The following is a 23831-nucleotide window of genomic DNA, read 5'->3' on the forward strand; positions in this document are numbered from 1 at the left end:
CGTCTAGCATCCAAAAGGTGCGTGCAGATGATAAGAAAGTTTATAGCGCCCCGGCACCTAGTGCCTGAGGTCGGCTGGCAATGATCCACTGTCTGCGTTTCGTGGCGGTCAAAGCTGAGGCTCGGAGAGCGGGAAACTGCCGATCGATATAAGCCAAAATTTACGGGGCACAGGTGGCGCAGCGGTGGCATTCTCGTTCAATTGAGCAATTCCAGGCGGTGCGTCGGCATAGGCTGTCCGCACGGGTCCTGCTAATGGCCATAGGCGGGCATGATGAAAAAGTTACTGGTTTCGGTCGTCGATGATGATCGGTTCTTTCGTGAGTCCATGTGCAGGCTCATGAGATCGCTGGGCTACACGGCCGACATTTTCCCGTCTGCAGCCGATTTTCTTGCCTCGCCGCGACTTGCCGAAACCGCCTGCCTGATCACCGATGTCCAAATGCCTGCCATGACCGGATACGAACTTCACCGACGGCTTATCGATACGGACCAGGCGATTCCGACAATCCTTGTGACTGCCTTTCCCAATGACATCGATCGGGCTCGCGCCTTAAACGATGGAGTCGTGTGCTACCTGCGGAAGCCCGTGGATGAGGCGCATCTCACGCAATGTGTGCGCGATGCTCTCAAGTCGGCGGGTTCGCCCGAAGAGGAGTCGTGAACTCTGCTTCGACCGCGGGCAAGGTGAAGTGAAAGACAGCGCCGTGAGGCTCATTGGCTTCCGCCCACAGCTTGCCGCCATGAGCATCGATGATCGAGCGGCAGATCGACAGCCCCATGCCGGTTCCACTGGACTTCGTTGTGTAGAAGGCGTCGAAGACCCGATCGAGCTTCGCCGAATCAATGCCAGGACCAGTATCGCGCACGGTCACGCGCACGCCCGCCTGGTCTTGCTCGGTGCTGATCAACAGATCTCTCGCGCCGTCCTCAACCAAACTCATTGCCTCGGCCGCGTTCAGGATAAGGTTCAGCAAGACTTGTTGCAACTGAACGCGATCTCCCAGAACCGGAGCCAGTCGATCCGACAGCCGGGTCTGGACAGAAACGCCATTCCGGTTGGTCAGGCTTCGCGCCAACACGATGACCTCATGGATTGCCGCGCTAAGGTCGAAATGCTCCTTTCGCGGCGGCGCTTTTTTAATGTGATCACGAATGCGGTCGATGATATCTCGGGCCCGGTCGGTATCGCCGACGACGCAGGCGAGCGCCTCCCTCACCTCGTCCAAATCCGGCGGCTGCATTTGCATGAAGTTCTGGGCCGCCCGAGCGTTGTTGCGCGCGCTGGCGATCGGTTGCGTGATCTCGTGCGACAGCGAGGCGGCCAATTCTCCCATGACGCTCACACGGTTCATGCGGGCGAAATCCGCCTGCATCTGCTGCAATCGTGCCAACGCCTGGTTGCGATCTTCAATGTCCGTCAGCAGCACGTACCAGCGGACGATAAGCCCGGAGTCGTCGCGAACCGGGATGCCGCGGTTGTCGAACCACCGATACTGGCCGTCGAAGCGACGCAGGCGCTGCTCGATCCGGTAAGGAATCCCGGAAACGATCGATTTCGTGAATACTTCGGCGACGTGTGGAAGGTCTTCATGATGGACCGTTCCATTGGTACCCCAGTTCCTCAGCTCTTCCAGCGACTGCCCGCAATACTCGAGAATTTGGCGATTAACGGCCTCGACTTCGCCGTTCGGGGCCAAGACTCCAACGAGACCAGGTATCCCGTCGATGGCCGAGCGCAAACGGAGCTCACTTTCACGCAGCGCGTCCTGCGCGCGAATGATTGCTGTCGCGTCCGTACCGACGCCGCGATAGCCGAGGAATTCGCCGTCGGCGCCAAACACCGGTTTGCCATTGGCCCTCACATACATCGGGGAACCGTCAAAGCCAGCGGCGAGATAAACGAAGTCGCGGAACGGCTCGTGTGAATCCATCGTGGCCTGGATCTTCAGCCACTTCTCCGGTTCGGTTTCAAGATCGAGCGCGCGCTCCCAGGCTGCGGTGCCAAGCCGAGCCGAAGGGCTGGAGCCGAATGCATTCGGGCTCAGCATCGTCAATTTGTGGTCCGGCCCCATCTCCCAAAGCCAGTCGGACGCGGCCTCGGCGAAGTCGCGGAACCGTTCCTCGCTCTGGCGCAATGCGTTCTCGGCGCGCTTGCGCTCGGTGATGTCAATGATGCCGGCAAGGCCCCTGGTCTTGTCTTCGGTTGCATACCGCAGCGTGACCTGCGCATCGAAGAGGGTGCCATCGAGCCTGCGCACGCGTGTCTCGGTCGAGAACTTATCGTTGCGCTCAACGGTAGCTACGACCGCTTCTACATAATCATCGAGGCTTTCGTCCGGCCAGAACACCCCGACGCTCGTGAGCAATTCCTCCTTGTTTCCTCTCCCGAACAACGCGACCGCCTGGTCATTGACATCGACGATACGCGTCGCGCGCTTGATCTCACGGGCCAGATGTGGGTTTTCCTTGAGGTGGGCCCTGAAATCGTGGACTCCCGCATCTCTCAACGCGCGCAATATTTGCCTGCCGTCGGTGTAATCTAGTTCGAAGAACGACACCGCCATCGCTTGGAAAAGATTCTGATAGCGCGTCTCACTTTGCTTGAGCGCTCGTACGGCTTGCGTATTCTCCAGCGAAATCGCCGCCTGCGACGCCAGCACCTTCATCACCGTAACGCGATCAGGCGTAAAGGCGTGCGTTGTCAGGCTATTTTCAAGATAGAGAATGCCGATGAGCCTTCCTTGATTGATCAATGGCAGACACAAGATGGAACGGACGCGGCGCGCCATGATGTAGGGGTCGGCAGAAAACGGGTTCTGGGCCATTGCATCAGCGAGCACCACGGGATCTCGCGTACGTATTGAGTAGCGAATGAGTGAATCAGGCAATGCTACTGCATCGCACGCAGGATGCTGTCGCAGTTGCACGGTTACGTCGTCCCCGAGCACGACTGCCTCCGCGGAAGTTCGCAGCTCCTCACCTTGTACGGTAACCAAGAGGGCTCGCTCGGCGCCGGCCTGCTCGATGGCCGCTCGCATAAATCGGTCGATGAGCTTCTCCACGACGATCTCGCCGGAGAGTGCTTGGGAAACTTCGATGACCGCCGCGAGATCGAGATGTTCGACCGGGGCTTCGATCGTGCCCATTGCAGTAGCCGCACGCTCACCTTGCCTTAGCCACGGGTGGAGTTGTTCCAGCTGCCATACCTTTCCGTCAGCTCCCCATCGTGAATAGCGATCTCTTGCGTTCTCGAGATACAGACCCCCTACTTCGTCGAAGCCGCGCGCGGCGTAAAAACGAGCAGCCAGTTCGTAGGCGAGCGCTTCGTTGTGAATAAAGCCGTTTACCCTTGCCGAGGCGATTGCGCGCTCGTAGAGATCCATAGCTTCGAGCGGGTGTCCCTCGATACGGGCAATCTCGGCGCCGACCAGCGCCGCTCGGTCCTCGAAATTCTGCGGACAATTCGCGACCCTAGCCCGAAGGTATCGCTCGTGACCAGCAAGGGTATCTCGAACCGTGGCGTACGACTGCGAGCCCGAAGGCTCGTACGCCGCGGCGCGAGCCAGTGCGGCATAGAAGTGGTACTCCTCCTCTTCTAACATGAAGAGCGACAGCGACGGGGAGGTCGCGTACCATGTCGCAACCTTGTCGGCGGCGTCGATCGCAGACGTGAAATCGCCCGCGAAGAAGCGGGCCTGAAGCTTTCGGAGCCAGTAATAACATTCAAGGAAGGCTTTAACGGGCTGACCTGTCGCGCGCTCCTCGAAACCGCGCTCGGCGAACTGGCCATCGTCGAGGGAGCCGAACTTCGCGGTCCTTCCTCGCAACATGCGAACAAGCGCAAGCGGCGCAGAGACCCTGTCCAGAAACAAGCCGAAGGGACGCAAGAACTCCAAGGCATCGTCGGCCTCGATCTCGACCTGATCGAGCGGACGACCCGAGGCAAGAAGAATAGAAGTCACTGTTCGGGAAGCGAGTGCGGAAATTGTCGGGTCGCCGTGCCCTTTCGCCATCTCGAAGGCGCGACGGGCCGAATCGATCCCTTCGATGACCGGTCGTGTCCACGGGACTATGGTCGCGAAGCCGAAATACGTGCCGGCCCCGAAGTGAGTCCATCTGCGACGTTCGAGAAGATCGCACGCCATCTCCCCGAATCGATAGCCCTTCTCGTGGTCACCGTAGCGAGCGCTGGCTATTAGGGCCAGTGATTGATAGTTCCCCGGAGCTGTCTCGGTGTTGCCAAGTTGTAGGCTGAGACTGGCGGCCCTGCAGACGCCAAGTGCGGCCAGATTGGTGTCCGTGTACAGGGCTGGTATCATTAGGTCTGCAAGCAAGTCCATAGTCGCCCGCGCCTCTGGATCGTGCATCAACGGCATCTCAACGAGACTCTCGATCGCGCGATCACCGAGCAGCGACCAGATGCGCTCGTACTCGCCGCGCGCCACCACCTCGCTGGGATGCGCTGGCCAATCGATGCCCACGCGTCGCAAGCATTCGAGCGCCACCGCAATCGCGCGCTCGCCCTGCCCGAGCATCGTGTACAGGCCCAACCGCCGACGGGCCACAAAGCATTGCTGGACTGTGCCGATGGTGCGCGCCGCGAGCGCTGCCAACCTCTCCTCAGCGGCCTGCAAAGCACCCGTACACGCTTCACATTCGGCGGTGTGCAGTTCCAGCTCGAAGGCCAGTTCCTGCCGGCGGTCCCACGTGTTTTCCGGCAACAGCGCGGCTCCGGTGGCGAAATAGGTGAGCGCGGAGACATGGGCCGACGACCCTTTCGCACGCGTACCAGCCGCCAGGTTCAGCTCAGCAAGCTGCTCGCGTTCCTCCTGTGACGTGATCAACGGCACGGCGCGGTTGAACTGGTTGACGATTTCGAAGATCGCTTCGTTGCGCGTTTCTAGAGGCGTCTCTGCCACGAGCCGCCGGCCGATCCTCAAATGCGCCTCGGCGCGCGACGCTTCCGTATTCAGCGCGTAAGCCGCTTCCTGCACCTGGTCGTGAACGAACTTGTAGGAGCGCCCGATACGGACGATCAATTGCTGATCCAGGGCATCCACCAATTCGGCGTGCGCCTGATCTTCCCGCATTTCAAGAACTAGCGCGAGGATTGCGACGTCCGTCACACTGCCGAGGCAAGCGAGCTGTCGCAATGCGTTTTGCGTTCCGACCGGTAACCGCGTCAACCTTCCAGCCAGCAGTTCCACGACGTTGTCTGTGTATCGTTTGGCGTGGATACCTGCCATATCCCAGGACCACCGAGCCCGCACATAGTCGAAGATCAGCAGACCTTCTTCGGCGAGCACCCGAAGAAATTGAATCACGAAGAACGGATTGCCGCCCGTCTTCGTGTGCACCAACGCTGCGAGCGGCTCGACCTGCCCTGCGTCGCAGCGGAGCGTGTCCGCTACAAGATTTCCGATGTCAGTGGTCGTCAAGGGCGCCAGCTTGACGTCCTGCACCCTTCCGGTTGAGCGCATCGCCTCCAGCCTGCGCCTGAGGGGATGAGCTGACGTGACCTCGTTGTCGCGGAAGGCACCGATGAGGAGGAGATTGCGGAGTTCGGACCGGTCGAACAGGTCTTCCAAAAAGTCGAGTGTTGCCGCGTCGAGCCATTGCAAGTCATCGAGGAACAGCGCTAGGGGATGTTCCGCGCGAGCAAAGACCCCGATCAACTGCCGAAGCGTCATTTGGAAGCGCCGTTGGGCGTCCTGCGGTGGAACCTCAACGACCGGCGGGGGCTCGCCGATGAGAAGCTTCAGTTCGGGAACGAGCTCCACCATCAGCCCTGCATTTGATGCCAGGGCCTCCTGCAAGGCGCCGCGCCATGGCGCAAGCTCGGCGTCGTTCTTGCCGAGCAGCGGCCGCATTAGGCTGCGAAGCGCCTGCGCGAGCGTCGCGTAGGGAATATCGCGTTTGAGTTGATCGAATTTGCCGGAAGCGAACAGGCCGCGCCCCAGCATCGGCTGCAACTCATCGACAACCGACGATTTTCCAACACCGGAATAGCCGTAAATGAGTACCAGTTCCGGGGCGCCGCCATTCACGACGCGATCGAAGGCGGCGAGCAAGGTCTCAATCTCGCGTTGCCGCCCGTAGAGTTTCTCGGGAATCACGAGCCAGTCGGGCCTGTCGTGTTCACCGAGTGGAAAATCGTCAATCCGGCCTTGCGCCTCCCATTCGATCAAGCAGCTACCAAGGTCGTGTTCGAGGCCACGCGCTGTTTGATAGCGGTCTTCCGCCCTCTTCGCGAGCAGCTTCATGGTGATTGCCGATACCGCGCGGGGAATTTCCGTGAGCCGCTCGCTAGGTGCCACTGGTCGCCTGGCTAGATGGCAGTGCACCCACTCCATCGGCTCCGTGGCCGAGAATGGCAAAGCACCGGTCAGCATTTGGTAGAACGTGACGCCGAGCGCGTAGAGATCGCTTCGGGAATCGATTGACCTATTGATTCGCCCGGTCTGCTCCGGCGCCATGTAGGCTAACGTGCCGGCGATCATTTCGGGAGGATGAGGTGACTGGCGTTCGCGCGACAAACGTGAGGCGATGCCGAACCCGGTCAGACGCACCTCGCCGGTTGTCCCATTGAGCAGGATGTTGGCCGGCTTGATGTCCTTATGGATGATCCCACGCTCGTGAAGGCTTCCAAGAGCGATGGCAACATCGATGGCGATGTGCAGGAATTGTCCCATCTCCATCGGCGCGCCGAGCAGGCCTTCGATCGGCTCGCCGCCCTCATCGTCGAGCACCAGCATCGTCCGACCGGTGTCGCGAACGAGTTCCAGCGGTCGCGCCGCCCAGGCCGCGTCCAGCTCGTCCTTGAGCTCGTATTCGTGAGCAAAGCGATCGAGGCATTCACGGGATGGGTGGTGGTCGGCAGGAGCAACGAGCAGCACGGCGCGTCGCTTGCCTTCATCGTCCACTCGCCAGCCGCGGCGAAAGGTGCGTTCGCCATCCTGCCACAAGGCATGAGATTCGCCGTCCGAGTACGCAACGTTCGGCGAATGCAACACCATTTACGAGCCTCCAGCATTCAAGCTCCAAATTGAGCTCGACTAGCCAAGCCTGACGTGCGCCTTGAGCGCGGCCTCCTTTTGGCCGCCCCAAAACCGTACCCGATCGGCCAAGAAATGCCAGCCGGCTCGCTTCTATTCGCGTCAATTTGGCGCGATTCGCCGGGCTTCACTGGCGTCGGAAATCCATACGGGCCAACTAGAAGCCGATCGCGGGCAAGACATCCCACGATCGCAACTCAACCCGTAGCCGTGCGTCAATCGGCCGGTCAGGCCAGCAGTATTTCCGGAACGCACGAACCGAACAGCATCGAAAGGACAATACAACCATGGCAACCCAAACACTGACACCGCCGAAACAGAACCAGACCGTCGAAGACAAGATCCAGCAGCTACGGCAGCTTTACACCGACGCGCCGCAGTTCGCACAAACGGCCCTCGAGAACACGCTCAAGGACTTGGCCGCGACGGCGTCGCAGCCGCGATCGCGGATGGAAAGCGCCGGCCGGACCGGCGTGCGCCAGGGCACGGTCTCGGAGTTGACCGTGATCGCTCCCTTCGCGAGTGGCGGCGCCGCGCGACTGCGCGCCTTGCTGCAGTTGCGCAACGGCAACTTCGACGACACGGACCGGGTTGGTACCGTCCACGACATGCGTTTCGTGTTTCTGGACAACGACACCAAGCTGCTCTTCGCCACTGCCTACGACGGCGACTGGGACGTCTACATTGAGGACTTCGTGGCGAAGATTCCCAACGAGATGGACGTCCTCTTTTCGTGCTGGGAAGGCTGGCCGGGCATTCACAACCCGAAGGTGAAAGACTTTATCGCCGATCACCAAATCACGGCAGAGGGCTGGTACGTCGCCCATCCCGATCTGACGGTACGGGACGTCCAACGCGTGAAGCGCGTCGGCAAGGCCGCTGAGGAATTCCTCGACAAGATCGGTTGAGGCGAACCGCAACACCAAACCAAACACACGAAAAGGAGAACTGATATGGCTACGCAAACACTGAGCAAACCGCAACAGGACCAGACCGTCGACCAGAAGATTCAAACGCTCCGGCAGCTTTACGCCGACTCTCCGGTGGGGAAAGCCGCGCTGGAGAACTCGATCTCAACGCTGAGGGTGCAGTTAGCGGGGGGATTGCGATATGAGAGCGCCGGCCGGGTCGGCCTTCGTCAGGGTAAGGTCTCGGAGCTCACCCTGATCTTTAAGTTCGTGCCAGGCGGAGCGAAGCGACTTCGCGGCCTGCTGCAGGCGCTGCAAGCCAACTTCAGCGCGGAGAAGGTACCCACCGTCCACGATATGCGTTATGTGTTCCTGGACAATGACACCAAGCTGCTCTTCGCCACCGCCTACGATGGCGATTCGTGGGACGCCTATCTCGACGAGTTCGCAGCCAAGATTCCCGACGAGCTGGATCTGCTGTTCTCCGAACTCGAGGAGTTTCCCGGGTTTCGCGACCCCTCCGTGAAAGACTGGATCGCTAAGTACCAGATTCCCGCAGAGGCCTGGTACGTCGCCCATCCGGATCTGACGGTACGGGACGTCCACCGCGTGAAGCGCGTTGGCAAGGCCGCTGAAGAATTCCTCGACAAGATTGGATAGCCGACGCTCGGCGATTGCTCGGGGGCCGGTCCGGAATGGACCCGGCCCCCCAGATAAGGATGTTCACATGTTGTCCATCGAGAAACCTGTCGGCGACACGGTTTCGACGCCCTCGCCGGCGCTCGAAACGAGCGACATACAGGCAACCGTCCTGCGCCCGCGCCCCAAACCTTACTGCGGAGAATACGTCATTCTCCGCATCGGCGACCCAGAGCAAGGAAGGGAAATGCTGCGCCGCATCCTTCCCCACGTCGCGCCGGCTGACGAATGGTGGGTGCCATCCCTGCCCGGCTGGCTGGGGATTGCGTTCACCTTCGAGGGTATGAAGGCGCTGGGCGTACCGCAGGCGTCGTTAGACAGTTTTCCGATCGAATTCCGACAGGGCATGGCGGCGCGCGCCGAGACCCTGCATGATTTCGGTGTCAACGCGCCGGCCAACTGGGAGCATCCGTTCGGCACACCGGACGCGCACGTCGCCCTGGCGATATATGCCAAAAGCGATCAAGACCTGGAGAAGGTCCTGGATCTCGCGCGCAAGAGCCATCACGACCTCCAGCAAATTTCGGTCGTGTACCGTATGCAGTTCGGCGAACTGCCGGAAGGACGCAATCCGTTCGGCTTCAGGGACGGCCTGCACAATCCTCTCGTCGAAGGAAGCGGTCCAGCGCGAGCCGGCGCGGAAACATCGATCAAGGCCGGCGAGTTCGTCATGGGCTATGCCGACGAGCGGGGGGAAACCGCCGATGTCCCGATTCCCTTGGAGCTGCGCCGCAACGGCACGTTCGTCGCGATCCGCAAATTTCACACGGATGTTGCCGCGTTCCGTCGATACCTGCGGGCCCAGGCGTCGACGCCGGAGGAAGAGGAGCTGATTGCCGCAAAAATGGTGGGCCGATGGCGCAGCGGCGCGCCCCTGGTGCTGGCACCGGACCGCGACGATCCGGCGCTGGGCGCGGACGGAAATCGCAACAATGATTTCGGCTACACAGACGACATGAAGGGGTTGAAATGCCCGTTCAGCGCGCACATCCGTCGCGTCAATCCGCGCGATGCCCTGAAGGACGAGGTTGTCGCTGTCAATCTCCACCACTTCCTGCGCCGGGGCACCAACTACGGACAACCTTTGCCGGAGGGCGTGCTGGACGATGACGGCGCCGAGCGTGGCGGCGTCTTCCTGCTGATCGGCGCGCATCTGCATCGGCAGTTCGAGTTCATCCAGTCGCAGTGGGTGACCGACGGCAATTTTATCAGCCACGGAACCGAGCAGGATCCGATCATCGGCAACAACGATGGCGATGGCGTCTTCACGATTCCGAGAACTCCCGTTCGGCGGCGCCTACACGGATTGCCAAGCTTCGTTTCCGTCCGTGGCGGCGAATACTGCTTCATGCCGGGACTACGTGCGCTGCGATGGATCGCAAACTTGAGCCAGTGAAGGAGGCTAACGATGTCCGATCACGTTGACGGTCCGCGGTCGATCGGCGACCCTGCTGCCGACCTCACCGACCTCTTTGTGTTTACCAGTCCGGAGAATCCGGCGCGCACCGTCCTCGCCGCGAACGTCTTCCCCTCCGCCGGCGAGGACGCAATGTTCTCCAACATCATCACCTACTCGATCGCGGTGCGCCACGTGAGCGTTGCAGGTATTGGCAACAGCGCGAAGTTTCAACCCGCTGACGACGAGATCCGCTTCAGTTTCCGGTTCGACGTCCTGATACCGGATGCCGCAGGGAAAGCGATCCAGCGCGGCGTCTGCACGCTACCCGACGGTCGCGCGCTGTCTCTCACTGTGAACGATGAGACAGGGGCGTCGACACCGGAAGGTGATATCCGCGTGTTCGCCGGGCTGCGCTCCGACCCTTTCTACCTCGCCTGGGATATCGCCATACTCAAGACGCTTCCGAATCTGCTGCAACACACTAACGTGCTCAGCATTGTCGTCGAGTGCGATACGCGCCGCGTCCTCGATCTCGCGAAAGGCTCATTGTTCGGCGCTATCGCCGAGACCGTTCCTCCGCAACAGCGGGGCCTTCTTGGTCCTGCAATCGCCCGCATCGACTGGATCGGACGCCCCGAGCAGACAAACATGCGGCTCAACAACCCGGCGATGTCGGCAATCGACGATTTGCGCGACCTGTGGAATCAGCAGGCGCCCTTTGCGATCTCGAAGCAGTTGCAGCCACTTTTTCTTCAGCGACTGAAGGACAGCATCGCCACCTGGGACATGCTCGACGGCAACGCGGATTGGACACCGGAAGCGATTGCCGCCACCGCCAATGTCTTTCTCGATGATTTTCTATTGTTCGATGCGGCCAAGCCGATCACCGACCAAAGTCATCTCGAAATCGAGAAGAGCACGCTTTCCGGTCGCCCTTACCAGACGGGAGGAGGTCGCACGGTCGACGCGAATTCGATCGATATCCTGCTCACCTGGCTCGTCAATCGCGATCGCGAGTTCCTGCTGGGCGGTGCAACCGGGGCGACGAAGCCTGGCCTGAGCATTTTTCCATACTTCGCGACGCCCAACACGGAACTGCAGACCGTTGCTGAATCCGTTGAGCTCGCCGCGGCGCCCGCCGACGTATGGTCGCTGATCGGACAGTTCGGCGGCACGTGGCATCCCCTGACCGCAAGAGTCAACTTGACCGGCGCGGGCATCGGCCAGCTCCGCACCATCCAGACGCTCGATGGCCAGCAAACTATCGAACGGCTCGAGGCGATCGACGACGCCACGCGGTTGCTCCGCTATACGAACATCGCCGGGATGGCCGTCTCCCACTATACGGGCACACTTGAGGTGAAGCCGAAGGGCAGCGGCAGCATAGTCGATTGGCGCGCGCAATTCGTAGCCGCCAATGCCACCGACAGGGCCATGAAGGTCAAGGTGTCGACCTTGCTCAAGACCGGCCTCGAAAGCCTGAAGTCACGTTTCGGAGCTGCCAAATGACCGCGTTGGAGGAGCTTGACCATCTCGTTCCACCGGCAACCGACGGAGACATCGCCGCGATCAACCTGGAGAGTGCGCGCCGTGGTGCATGGGCACGTTTTGCGCAGGATCCGCGCCTGCCGGGCGTGGCCGAAGCAATTGTCGATACTGAGCGGCTGGCACTGCAAATTTTGGGCGATCCGGATGTGCTCGATCGTCTGGATGCGCTTGCCGTGCAATTCGTCCGTGCGGACGACTCGTCTCGCGCGCCCCTCGTTCAAGCCGAGGTCGCTTCGACAGCGCATCGCTTCGACGATGCTCGCGGCCACCTCGCGCGTGCCGCGCAGATGGGCGCCCCTCGCGGGGCGATCGAACGCCAGGCCCTGGCGATCGATCAGGCCTGTGGCGTGAAGCCTAATGCGGTACTCGCGGCCCGCCGCGGGTTCGCCACGGCGAGCAACCGGCTCGAAGACCTCGTACCTCTCGGCGCCGTGCTTGCCGATCTCGAGCGCTTCACCGAAGCCGACGCCGTCTATCGGCAGGCAATCTCCTCGTATGATGATGTTTCACCATACCCACTGGCGTGGACCTGCTTTCAGCTTGGCATGCTATGGGGGGAGCTCGCGCCCTTACCGGACCCGAAGTTAGCGGCGCTCTGGTATCGACGCGCGATAGCTTACTTGCCGGGCTACGTGAAGGCGCGCGTTCACTTAGCGGAGATCTACGCGAGCGAGGGCCGCGCCGGCGACGCAGAGGCTTTGCTCTTGCCAGCGCTTTCGAGCCGCGATCCGGAGGTCCGTTGGCGTCTTGCTGATGTGCTGATTGCGCAAGGCAGGCGCGAAGAGGCCGAAAGGCAGCTCGATGCCGCTCGCTATGGCTTCGATCAGCTTCTTGGCAAGCACCTACTCGCCTTCGCCGACCATGCCGCGGAGTTCTATGCCGGCAGCGGCAACAATTGCCGGCGAGCGCTCGAACTCGTGCGTATCAATGTAGCCAATCGTCCCACACGCCGTGCTGTCAAGCAGGCGCATGCCATCGCGGCGATGGCCGATGGAGCCGCATCCGCAAGCAGTCTTGACGACGCGTCCGGCGCGGCAATGCCGACCTAACAATTGGTCGCAAGCCATCCCTTGCGTTGGCGCGGGTCCGTGTCGCTTCGCATCGATTTGCTGGTCTTTTGAAGTCTTCACTCACGCAATAGACGCAGCTCGTGTCATCACTCATCCCGCGATGATGCGTCAGTCGCAGGCGAGTTGCACAACCGTGCACCACGACGTTACCGCATCACAATTTGCAGGAGGAAGCATTGATCAAGGTCAGCGTGATGTATTCATACAAACCGAATGTGCGGTTCGACCACGACTATTACCGCACGAAGCACCTGCCGCTCATCAAGAGCAGGATGGGCGCCACCTTGAAGTACTACGCCATCGACAAGGGGCTCGCGGACAGGAATGGGAAATCTCCGGGCGAATATGTCGCCATGTGCCATCTGCTGTGTGACTCGCTCGACGAGTACAAGTCGGCGTTTGCACCGCATGCCCAAGAGATCGACGGGGACATACGCAATTTCACCGACGTGACGCCGATCATCCAGATCAGCGAGGTGGTGGTCGAGAACTCCGCTGGGCGAGCGCCCTGAACGCTGGAAGGCCCTGGGAGGTCGTCGTGCTGAAGAAGCTGCTGATCGCGATCGTTGCACTCGGATGTCTCGGGCTTGCGGGATTTGGCGCGTTGGCGTGGCGGCCGGCCATTGCTCCGGTCGCGCGGCCGGCTGCGAGCAGCTTTGCACCGGAACTGATCGCCAGGGGCGAAGCCCTTGCAGGCGGAGGCTATTGCGCGGCGTGTCACACCGCAAAAGGCGGCGAGAAATTCGCCGGCGGCTATGCGATGGAAACGCCGTTCGGAGCAATCTATTCGACCAACATCACACCCGATCCGGAGACCGGCATCGGCAGCTGGTCGGAAGCGGCCTTCAGACGCGCCATGCATGAAGGCGTCTCGCGCGACGGCTCGCATCTCCTTCCAGTGTTCTCCTACGACCATTTCACAAAACTCACCGACGATGATGTGCATGCTCTCTACGCTTACTTCATGACCCGACCTTTGGTTCATGCCGCGCGGAAGGCGAACGGCATCCCGTTTCCGTTCAACATTCGCTACATGCAGGCCGGATGGAAATTGCTGTTCTTCAGGCCGGGCCGTTTCGAGCCGGATGCCCAGAAGAGCGCAGAGTGGAATCGCGGCGCCTACCTCGCGCTCGGCTTAAGCCACTGCGGCGCCTGCCATACACCGCGCAACCTGCTGGGAGCAGAGATATCCAGCAACGCTTACGGTGGCGCTGTGATCGACAACTGGGTCGCGCCGCCGTTAACGGCGGCCAATCCCGCACCGGCACCCTGGACACACGAAGAACTCTACAACTATCTGCGCACGGGCACGAGCAAACTGCATGGAACCGCCGCCGGACCGATGTTCCCCGTTGTACGGGGGCTCGGGGCGCTGCCGGACTCTGACATCCGCGCGCTCGCCACTTATTTCGCGGATCTCGACAAGGCGACGGATCGACTCCCATACGTCTCCGGCGCGGTGAGCCTTGCGATGTCCAGCGCATTGGTCAAGCAGGGCGCGCGGTTCGATCCCGACGCGCGGCTTTACACCGCGGCTTGCGCGTCCTGTCACTACAACGCATCCAACGCACCGCTCGCCGCGCGGCCCGATCTGGGGCTCAACAGCGCCGCGCATCTTTCCGACCCAAGCAATCTGATCCAGGTGATCCTGCAAGGCATCAGCTCCGAAGCGGGAACTCCAGGTGTCGTCATGCCTGCTTTCGCCGGCGCACTCAGCGATGCCGACATTGCCCGCATCGCCGCCTACCTGCGACGGACGCGCACGAGCTTGCCGCCTTGGCCGGATCTCGCGACGAAAATCGCAGAGATCCGTCGTCACAACAGCGCAGCCAATTAATCCATGGGAGATCGAACATGACCGCATTTCACATCAATGGCCGCGCGGTGACGATCGACGCCGAGGAGGACACGCCCTTGTTGTGGGTGATCCGCGACGACATCGGTCTCACCGGCACGAAGTTCGGCTGCGGAATTGGGATGTGCGGCGCCTGCACGGTCCATGTCGGCGGCCGGCCCACGCGCTCGTGCATCACGCCGCTTGCCAGCGTCGCCGGCGCCGAGGTCACCACCATTGAAGGCCTCGATCCCGAGAGCCGGCATCCAGTGCAAGAGGCGTGGGCCGACCTTCAGGTACCTCAATGCGGTTACTGCCAGTCGGGCCAAATCATGCAGGCGGCGTCGCTCATCAAAGACTTTCCGTCTCCGACCGATCAGGACATCGATGCGGTCATGGCCGGGAACCTGTGCCGGTGCATGACCTATGTCCGCATCCGCGACGCGGTCAAACAGGCCGCCGCTCAATCACGGAAGGTTGCCAGAGATGACTAAGCCAGACAATCAGAGCGCGCTTTCGCGACGCATGTTTTTGATCGGCCTGGCCGGCACGGCCGCCACCTTCGCTTTCGCGTCGCAAAAAGCGACGGCGCTCGAGTCCGCCCCGTTCGAGCCCACCATTTGGTACAGCATCGACCGCGATGGCATCGTGATCGTGAACATCACCCGCGCCGAAATGGGCCAGCATATCGGCACGGCCATCGCGCGCATCCTCGCCGACGAACTCGAGGTCGAATGGAGCAACGTGCGCATCTCGATGGTCGACGCCGATCCGAAGTGGGGCGTCATGGTTACGGGCGGCAGCAACTCGGTGTGGCTCGATTTCCCGGTCTACAGCCGCGCGGGCGCCGCGGGCCGCACTGCTCTTGTTGAAGCCGGCGCAAAGCTGCTTGGAGTGAGCCCACCGCAATGCGTAGCGCGCCAGGGCGTGGTGTTCGCCGCAAATCGATCCATCTCCTACGGCGAGATCATTAGCCGCGGCGAGCCGACGCGCAAATTCACGCCGGAAGAACTCGCGAAGTTGCCGATCAAGCCGGCCTCGAAGCGGGAGCTGATCGGGAAAAAGGCCGATGCGCTGGACATCCCGGCGAAGGTCAATGGCACGGCGCGTTACGGCATTGACGCTGCGGTCGCGGGCATGGTCTATGCCCGGCCGAAAATTCCACCGACGCGGTACGGTTCAGTGGTCCGCGCCGTCGACGACTCAGCGGCGAAGCGAATCAAGGGATATCTGACGAGCCTGGTGCTGGAGGATCCCTCCAACACGGTGCCCGGTTGGGTTGTCGTGTGCGCAACGTCCTATCCGGCGGCGATCCGCGCCGCCGACCTTGTCAAGGTCAACTGGACCGCCGGCGATGCTGGACATGTGTCGGAACAAGACATCCTCGACTACGGCGCAAAGCAGATCGCTGCGCCACAAGGGGGAGCGCTTGTGGTTGACGACCCTGGGGTCGATTCGGCCTTTCGCGCCGCCGCGTCCACGCTCGAGCGGACATACACAACCAGCAGCGTTCTTCATGCCCAGCTCGAACCGGTGAACGCTCTCGCCTTCGAGAAGGACGGCCGATTCGAGATCCACACCGGCAGTCAAGCGCAGAGCACGATACTGCCCGTACTCGCGCAGGCGCTCGACCTGCCACAGGAGCGCATTATCATGCGCACCTATCCGATGGGCGGAGCGTTCGGGCGAAGGCTCAATACCGATTATGCGGTCCCCGCTGCGCTTGCCGCCAAGATACTTGGCAAGCCCGTAAAGCTGGTGCTGACACGTCCGGACGACATGCGCTTCGATTCGTTTCGATCGCCGTCGATCCAGAAATTGCGGCTGGCATTCGATACACAGGGCAAAGTGGCGGCGATGGAGCATCATGCGTCAGCCGGCTGGCCGACCGGCGTCTACATGGCGCCAGCCAACATGCCGAAGACAGCTGACGGAACCCCCTACGATCCATTTGCCATCGACGGCGCCAACCATTGGTATAGCGTAGGCGCGCAACGCGTCCGCGCGCTGTCGAATGATCTCGCCAACAGCGCGTTTCGTCCCGGCTATCTGCGAGCGGTGAGCCCTGGATGGACCAACTGGGCGATCGAGAGCTTCATGGATGAGGCGGCGCGGATGGCTGGCGTCGACGCTGTCGCGTTCCGCATCGGATTATTGGACGGCGCCGGCCGCAATGCCGGGACGGCGCCCAGCGCAACAGGCGGAGCGAAGCGTCAGGCAGCGGTACTCAGGCGGGCGGCTGAAAAGGCCGGATGGGGCGCTGCCATGCCCGTCGGCACCGGGCTTGGCGTCTCCACCACGTTTGGTCAGGCACGTGCGATGCCGACATGGACCGCCTGCGTCGCGCGCGTTCGTGTCGATCGCAGCAACGGCGCTGTTTCGGTCGAGAAGCTCACCATCGTCGTCGATGCGGGCACACTCATTCATCCAGACGGTGCGCTCGCGCAGGTCGAAGGCAGCGCTCTGTGGGGCCTGAGCATGGCGCTTCATGAGGGAACCGAATTCCACAAAGGCCAAGTGAAGGACACGAATTTCCACAGCTACACGCCGCTGCGAATTGGTGACGTGCCGGAGCTCGACATCGAATTCATCGAGAGCACCGAGGCTCCGGTCGGCCTCGGCGAGCCGGGCACGACGGTCGTGGCGCCCGCCATCGGCAATGCCATTTTTGCCGCCGCTGGGATTCGCTTGCGCGATCTTCCAATTCGGCCAGCTGCCGTGCTCGCGGCACTCGCGTCGAAAAAGTGAGTGACGTTGCCAGCCTCATATTGAGGAAGCTCATGACATGAATGCCGCCTACCTTCCTGCGATCGCGGCGTTGGCAGGGTCAGCGATTGGCGGCCTAACGTCGTTCGCATCAGCTTGGCTCACCCAGTACCATCAGGACCGTGCCAATCGGCTATCGGGGGAAAAGGCCAGGCGGCAAGAGTTATACAAGCAATTCATCGACGAGGCATCGAAGCTCTACGCCGACGCGTTGGTCCACGACAAGGCGGAAATCTCCGCACTGGTCAGCGTCTACGCTCTCGTCAGCCGGATGCGTGTCGTATCGAGTCCTGCTGTGATCGAGAAAGCCGAGGCCGTCATCCTTTTGATCCTCGATACCTATTCCATACCCAACAAGACCTTTTCGGATTTACGCGATCTGATGAGCAGCCACGCCGACAATCCACTGCGGGCGTTCGGCGAGGAATGCCGAGTCGAGTTGCATGCCCTGAACGACCGCTGAACGTGTGCTCAACGGAGTCGATTGGCGGCCTTTGAAGAATTTGCCGGGATTTGACAGCGTTTACTGATGGCTCTGACCTGCACGGGCTATCTTCAAAGAAGCCTGCATTAGCTTTGCAGACGGTTTTGAGGGCCCCTTTTGGTTCTCTCTCTACATTATCGAAACACAAGAGGTTCAGCGATGCACTTCGATCCAGTCCTGTTATCACGCATCCAGTTCGCCTGGGTCATCGCCTGGCACATCCTGATGCCTGCGTTCACCGTCGGCGCTGCGTCCTTCATCGCGGTCGTCGAAGGCATGAGCCTCGCGACGGGACGCCGCGTCTATGTCCGCATCTCGACATTCTGGACCAAGATCTTCGCCATCGCATTCGGCATGGGTGTCGTCACGGGTCTAATCATGCCATTCCAGTTAGGCACCAACTGGAGCCGCTACGCGTCCGCAGCCGGTAACGTCCTCTCGCCGCTATTTGCATATGAGGGTCTTACGGCTTTCTTCCTGGAAGCCGGCTTCCTTGGTGTCTTGCTATTCGGTCGCAAGCTGGTGCCGCCATGGGCGCACTTCTTCGCCGCCCTGATGGTAGCAGTTGGAACGCTATTTTCTACGTTCTGGATCTTGTCAGCCAACAGCTGGATGCAGACGCCGGCCGGCTACGAGATCGTCAATGGCCAGTTCATTCCGAAAGACTGGATCGAGGTGATTTTCAATCCGTCCTTTCCCTATCGACTGGCGCACACGACGGTCGCATTTTTTACGACGACCGGCTTCGTGGTTCTCGGTGTTGGCGCTTACCTGTTGCGGCGCAATCGATCTCCGCAAGAAGCGCGCGTGATGATGTCGATGGCCCTATGGCTGCTGACGTTTTTGGTGCCTCTGCAGATGGTGATTGGCGACATGCACGGCCTCAACACCCGCAAATATCAGCCTGCAAAACTGGCAGCCATTGAGTCGCGTTGGGATACCGCCAAGGGTGTGCCGCTAACGGTTTTTGCGATCCCGGATGACAAGGCCGAGCAAAACAAGTTTGCTATCGAAATTCCCTGGCTTGGCAGCTTGATCCTCACGCACAGTCTCCAAGGAGAAGTGAAGGGTCTGAAGGACTTTCCCGCCGATCAGCGTCCGCCGGTCGCAATCCCCTTCTTTGCCTTCCGCGCAATGGTCGGATGCGCGGGGCTGATGCTGGCACTCGTGCTTTTGGGCGGGTGGTTGCGATGGCGTGGCCAGCTCTACAACACGCGGCTCTACCTACTGGCGTGTCAGTGTGCGACTCCCATTGGCTTTATCGCAGTCGTCGCCGGATGGTTCGTGACCGAAGTCGGCCGGCAGCCCTGGACGGTCTACGGACTGTTGCGCACGGCAGCCTCGGTTACGCCGTCTCTGACAAGCCAAGACGTTACACTCTCGCTTCTGGCCTACATGGCTGCCTATCTGCTGATCTATCCCTCGGGCCTTATCCTTCTGTTTCGGCTCGTTCGCAAAGGTCCACTCGAGATCAGCGAATCGGTTGCGACAATCGAAGCTGGCAGATCCGCTGCGCCCATTCTCGCCTCTGCAATCAACGTCGTGGAGAAGTGAAATGACCCAAGTGCTCGATTTGGTTCCGATCTGGACGGTGATCCTGGCACTGGCAGTGTTCTTCTACGTGCTGCTTGATGGCTTCGATCTCGGGGTCGGCATGCTCTACGGGTTTGCACCGGACGCGCGCTCGCGTAATACCATCATGAACTCGATTGCCCCGATTTGGGATGGCAACGAAACCTGGCTGGTACTTGGCAGCCTTGGCCTACTCGCGGCCTTCCCGACCGCCTTCGCCGTGATCATTCCGGCGGTGTATTTCCCTATCATGGTCATGCTGCTTGGGCTGGTGTTCCGGGGCGTTGCCTTCGAATTCCGATTTCGCGACGCTGAAAATAAGTCGTTCTGGGATCATGCGTTCTGTCTCGGATCGGCCATAGCTACGTTCGCGCAAGGCGTCGTGCTTGGCGCATTCGTTCAGGGCTTCCCGGTCCGCGATGGCCAGTTCGCGGGAACGTCCTTTGCGTTCCTCACGCCCTTCTCCGTTCTGACCGGTATCGCATTGATGTTCGGCTACGGCCTTCTTGGGGCCGGCTGGCTCATTCTGAAAACCGATGGTGAGATTCAGACCGCGGCACGTCGCCTGGGCCGCATCTGCCTCATCGGCGTCGTCGCCGCTATCGCGGTCGTGAGCATCTGGACACCGATCATGAGCTCCGCAGTGGCAGCGCGCTGGTTTGCCTGGCCCAACTTCGCGCTGTTCGTGCCCGTACCCGTGCTGTCCGGCGCGATTGCACTGTGGACTTGGCGCTCGCTCGGCAGCAAGGCCGACGCGACGCCCTTCTTTGGTGCCGTTGTACTCTTCGTTCTGACCTACATCGGTATGGCCATTAGCCTGTATCCGATGATCGTGCCTTACCAGCTGACACTGTGGGAGGCCGCCTCGTCACCGCGCACCCAGTCGTTCCTCCTGGTCGGAACATTATTCCTGCTCCCTGTTATCCTGACCTATTCCAGCTGGTCGTATTGGGTGTTCCGCGGCAAGGTCCGTTCAGAAGCGGGATATGAGTGATCGTGTTTAGCGGCGGGGACTGCAAGGCCCCGGCTCTCAGTCTGGAAAGGCAATACTTCGATTAATTCGCGTGTTCAGTTAGACGATCGGGTCCAGCAGTCAAGGAAGGAGCACGTAGTGTCATTCACCGCCGACGTGAAGCAGCAAAGGCGATCCTCGCAAGATGTCGAGAGAGATCGGCTGACGGCACTCGCGGAGCGGCAAGTGTTGACCCGAGCGACGCCTTGCGTCGGCTATTGGGCCGCGTGCTACATCAACCGCGATGGGGGCTGGAGCGTCGCATGCGACGCGCTTGGCCGCATCATCCGGTGTGAGACCGAGAAGCTGGCGCTCTCGGTCGCGCGCTATCGCCGCCGTCGTCTCCAGCCCTTGCGACGGCAAAATCCTAGCCTAGCGCGTAATAAAAAGCGCTACGGCGCTGGTGGTGCCAGTCCCACTCATTTATCCGAGGAAATTCGAGGGCTTCCGTCTTTGCTCCCCGCTTCCGGATTGGCCTACTCGGTCTTCGTTCCAAACACAGCGTCGTGAAAATCTAGGAAGTAGACCCCCGGCATGATGCACAAAATAACCAAAAGCCTGATTCCCTGATGTCCCGGGCCACTCCCCTATTGGACATGCGCGACGCCCTCTCCTCCTATGGTGCAGGCAAGGTCAAATATTGGTTGGCCACCTCTTGTAAAGGCCCGTTTCAAAAATCGGATGCTCAAACGGTGTCCCGCGCCAATTCATTGATATGGTGGGCGCACCAGGGGCTCGAACCTGGGACCCGCTGATTGAGAGTCAGTTGGCCCGACCCAAGACGCCGCGTCGTTGATCGAATAAGTCGCAGGTGGAACCACGCGGATGCGCGCCGAAGAAGTGGCGCTTTCGGCGACCAACCCGCGCTTAAGAAAACTTGCTCACGTCGGCTGTCGCAAGATTTTTCTTGATCTCCGGTGCACACACTGCGCACACCGCCTTCTAACCGCTTGAAACAATGGAACTCTCGCTCCAATCCATCATCGGCGCAATCCTGAAACTCTCGCGGAAGCAATTCTCGCAAAAGCCAGTGACGCAGAACCATCTGTTCGGGTTCGCAACGACGGCTGGTCTCTCCCTGGGGCCGGCCGTCCCTCTTTTTGTCGGCTGCAGATTTTCGACAGGAAGCGATCGCCGGTCGCGACGCTGCATGATCAGCTCGCGCGCTGGATCGCAGCAAATCGTAGGTTGGCGTACAAAATCGTACGATTGGCAGCGGGAGAGCGCTACCAACCCACACCGCAGGAGCTTTTCGTTCTCAGTCGGATCAGCGGTGCTGCGCCCGACAACTGAGACTAGTCGTCAGGTACTCGCCCGTCTTCCCTGCCCTCGAGATTTTGGTGCGCACGTACGCCCGGAGGCAGCTCCATCCCTCTTCAAAAGGCTCGCTCACATTGGCTGTCGCAAGATTATTCTTGATCTCTCGGTGCACACATCGCGCACACGTCGCCTTCTAACGCATTGAAAAACTTGAATTCTCGCTCCAATCCATCACTGGACCAAAAATGCGCCGCCCCCGATCGGGGCGTCGCGGCTCTCCGGCCTCCGCTCGAAGAAGATCTGGTTTGCCGCTTTCGTTCAACGAGGAACCCAACATGCCTCTCAAGCTCAAGCACGCGCTACCGCGCTTGGTCGTTTTTTCTCAGCCGCTGGGTCCGCGCAAACGCGCGCGCGCGACCTCGTCCCCTTGGGGGTGGAGGGCGCCCACTGTGCCCGTTGATGGTTTGGGGAGCGCGCTTAAAACGCCTTGCAAAACAATGATCGAATAATTCCCCAAACTTCGGGGCAACGATCTGATTTTGCTTACTTCTGCCCCTTCGCTAGGGAGCGCCATCAAGACGGCTGCCTGTCATTGCTCGCCCTGGAAGCTGTTGCGCACCTTCGCGCAGGCAATCCCGACCGTGTAGACGTGGATGTCCTCAATCAGGCAATGGTCCGGATTGAGCGCCAGCAATCCGATCGCCTTGTCCTCGTCGAGCTCCCATGGTGCGCGGACGATGATGCAGGGATATGCGGCTGCGAGCCTGGCATAGCTCGAGGGGCGAAAATTGTCCTTCAGGATGTGCGTGTAGGTGTTGTGGTCCAACAGCGGAACCGCGAAGACGCCAGCATAGGCCTGCGAAAACCGTTCCCTCATGGCCTGGTCGCCCCAGAGCTGGAGGGTCATGTCCCAGCCATGGTTCTTGTCGTTCTCCGGCGCGCGCACGAACATGCCGGAGACGTTGGCGCAGGCGGGACCGGCATCGACGACGGCCTTCGACAGCCTGGCCCCGATTGCATTCGAGGCAGACTGCGCCAGTGCGGCACGCCGCGCATCGACCAGCGTTTTCGCGCTCACGACGGCGCACAGGCTGCCTGCAACCAGCGCCAGCGTGGTTGCGGGAATGGAAGGCGCAAGACGTCGTATCTGGATCACGACAAGGACGAGGACGCCGCCGGCAATGACCCACGGCGCCATCATGTAATGAAGCGCGAAATGCTTCGACGTCGCCACGAGGTGGGCCGCGAAAATCGATGCGGCCGCGCCGAGCGTCAGGTTGACCGGATCGCGCCAGCTGCGGTTGCTGATGCACCAGACCAGCGCCGCGCCGGCGGCTGCGACGTAGATCGCCAGCACGAACGGCTCGGCTGCAACGATCTCGCCCATGTTGGACCAGAACGAGCCGAAGTCGATGAACCCGGACTCGCCCTCGCCGTAATGCCCCTTGTGCGTGGCGATACTCACAAGCCATCCAAAGCCGCGCGTGATCGTGCCCGGATTGAAGATCAGATTGAAGGCGGCGAAGGCACCCACGCCGACCGCCAGCGCGGCGACAAAAGCCTGCCTGTTCCTGAGCAGACACACCGCAAACAGAGCCTGCGGCAAATAGAGGTATTTCGTCGAGAACCCGAGCGCGAAGATCAATCCGGAGACGACGCCCAGGCGCGTCGTCGGCGGCTCCTCGCCGAGCGCGGCCTTGATCACGATCGCCATGCCGAACAGGCCGATCGAGGCCATCAGGCTTTCCGGCGCCAGCACCGTCTGAAAGTGAAACGCATCGGGATGAACGAATGCGCCGGCCTGAAACAGCATCGCGGCGATGGCACTGCGCGTGGCCCGGCCGACGATGATCCCGCCGACAGCCAGCGCGCCGGTCAGCACCAGCGCCTCGCAGGTCCGCGCCGCGATCGTGATCGTATCATAATGCCGCAGCCCGAACGCGACGATATCCGCCGGCCGGGCAAACGCGGCCCAGCCCCGGATGATCAGCTCGACAAGGAGCGTCGTCGTCGTTCCCGGATGGTCGAATTTCAGCGACCCATATCCGGCCGCAGCGACCAGTCCGTTCATCGTGTAGGCCGATTCAGGATCGACCTGGAGGCCCCAGACGGCCTGGTGGGCCGAATAGAGCAAAGTCGCCGCCAGATACAGTGAAGGGACGAGAAGGATCAGGAGGCTTCTCACCCTCCCGCTCAGGCGTGCGTCAGGAAAGCAGGAATCG

The 23831-nt window shown here is 61.0% G+C and carries 15 protein-coding genes; 13 read left to right on the forward strand and 2 right to left on the reverse strand.

Going from position 1 to position 23831, the window contains the following annotated elements; all coding sequences use genetic code 11:
- Positions 1-273: 273 nt before the first annotated feature.
- Positions 274-663 carry a response regulator transcription factor gene (locus tag IC761_RS19265; RefSeq protein WP_246791278.1) on the forward strand — a complete coding sequence of 130 codons (390 nt, stop codon included), beginning with the start codon at positions 274-276 and terminating at the stop codon, positions 661-663.
- On the opposite strand, the gene IC761_RS19270 is transcribed toward IC761_RS19265, so the two are convergent.
- On the reverse strand, positions 629-7018 hold the full coding sequence (locus IC761_RS19270; protein ID WP_195798226.1) for an AAA family ATPase: 6390 nt from the start codon (positions 7016-7018) through the stop codon (positions 629-631). The genes IC761_RS19265 and IC761_RS19270 overlap by 35 nt on opposite strands.
- A 326-nt stretch (positions 7019-7344) precedes the next feature.
- On the opposite strand from IC761_RS19270, the gene IC761_RS19275 reads away from it, so the two are divergent.
- The 12 genes from IC761_RS19275 (at position 7345) to cydB (ending at position 20331) form a co-directional block, all read left to right on the forward strand.
- On the forward strand, positions 7345-7965 hold the full coding sequence (locus IC761_RS19275) for a hypothetical protein (RefSeq protein WP_195798227.1): 621 nt from the start codon (positions 7345-7347) through the stop codon (positions 7963-7965).
- A gap of 45 nt (positions 7966-8010) precedes the next feature.
- Complete coding sequence (locus IC761_RS19280) at positions 8011-8625, forward strand: hypothetical protein (protein ID WP_195798228.1); 615 nt, start codon at positions 8011-8013, stop codon at positions 8623-8625.
- Positions 8626-8692: 67 nt separating this feature from the next.
- A complete protein-coding gene (locus IC761_RS19285; RefSeq protein WP_195798229.1) occupies positions 8693-10060 on the forward strand; it encodes a Dyp-type peroxidase in 1368 nt (455 codons plus the stop codon).
- 12 nt (positions 10061-10072) lie between these two features.
- Positions 10073-11572 (forward strand): DUF4331 family protein, encoded by a 1500-nt coding sequence (locus IC761_RS19290; protein ID WP_195798230.1) that lies wholly within the window; start codon positions 10073-10075, stop codon positions 11570-11572.
- On the forward strand, positions 11569-12660 hold the full coding sequence (locus IC761_RS19295; protein WP_195798231.1) for a hypothetical protein: 1092 nt from the start codon (positions 11569-11571) through the stop codon (positions 12658-12660). The genes IC761_RS19290 and IC761_RS19295 overlap by 4 nt, the downstream gene beginning before the upstream one ends.
- Positions 12661-12857: 197 nt before the next feature.
- The gene (locus tag IC761_RS19300; protein ID WP_195798232.1) at positions 12858-13193 is read left to right on the forward strand and encodes an EthD family reductase; all 336 of its coding nucleotides are present in this window, start codon (positions 12858-12860) and stop codon (positions 13191-13193) included.
- Between the two features lie 26 nt (positions 13194-13219).
- Positions 13220-14518: a cytochrome c gene (locus IC761_RS19305; protein WP_195798233.1), complete on the forward strand. Its 1299-nt coding sequence runs from the start codon at positions 13220-13222 to the stop codon at positions 14516-14518.
- A gap of 17 nt (positions 14519-14535) precedes the next feature.
- Complete coding sequence (locus IC761_RS19310) at positions 14536-15009, forward strand: (2Fe-2S)-binding protein (protein ID WP_195798234.1); 474 nt, start codon at positions 14536-14538, stop codon at positions 15007-15009.
- Positions 15002-17263, forward strand: coding sequence for a xanthine dehydrogenase family protein molybdopterin-binding subunit (locus tag IC761_RS19315; RefSeq protein ID WP_195798235.1), 2262 nt, complete (start codon positions 15002-15004; stop codon positions 17261-17263). The genes IC761_RS19310 and IC761_RS19315 overlap by 8 nt, the downstream gene beginning before the upstream one ends.
- A 37-nt stretch (positions 17264-17300) precedes the next feature.
- Positions 17301-17744: a hypothetical protein gene (locus IC761_RS19320; RefSeq protein WP_195798236.1), complete on the forward strand. Its 444-nt coding sequence runs from the start codon at positions 17301-17303 to the stop codon at positions 17742-17744.
- Positions 17745-17924: 180 nt separating this feature from the next.
- On the forward strand, positions 17925-19319 hold the full coding sequence (locus IC761_RS19325) for a cytochrome ubiquinol oxidase subunit I (protein WP_195798237.1): 1395 nt from the start codon (positions 17925-17927) through the stop codon (positions 19317-19319).
- A gap of 1 nt (position 19320) precedes the next feature.
- Complete coding sequence (cydB, locus tag IC761_RS19330; protein ID WP_195798238.1) at positions 19321-20331, forward strand: cytochrome d ubiquinol oxidase subunit II; 1011 nt, start codon at positions 19321-19323, stop codon at positions 20329-20331.
- 1867 nt (positions 20332-22198) lie between these two features.
- Here the strand turns inward: cydB and IC761_RS19335 are convergent.
- Positions 22199-23794: a hypothetical protein gene (locus IC761_RS19335; RefSeq protein ID WP_195798239.1), complete on the reverse strand. Its 1596-nt coding sequence runs from the start codon at positions 23792-23794 to the stop codon at positions 22199-22201.
- Positions 23795-23831: the final 37 nt, after the last annotated feature.

Source organism: Bradyrhizobium commune, assembly GCF_015624505.1.
GTDB lineage: Bacteria > Pseudomonadota > Alphaproteobacteria > Rhizobiales > Xanthobacteraceae > Bradyrhizobium > Bradyrhizobium commune.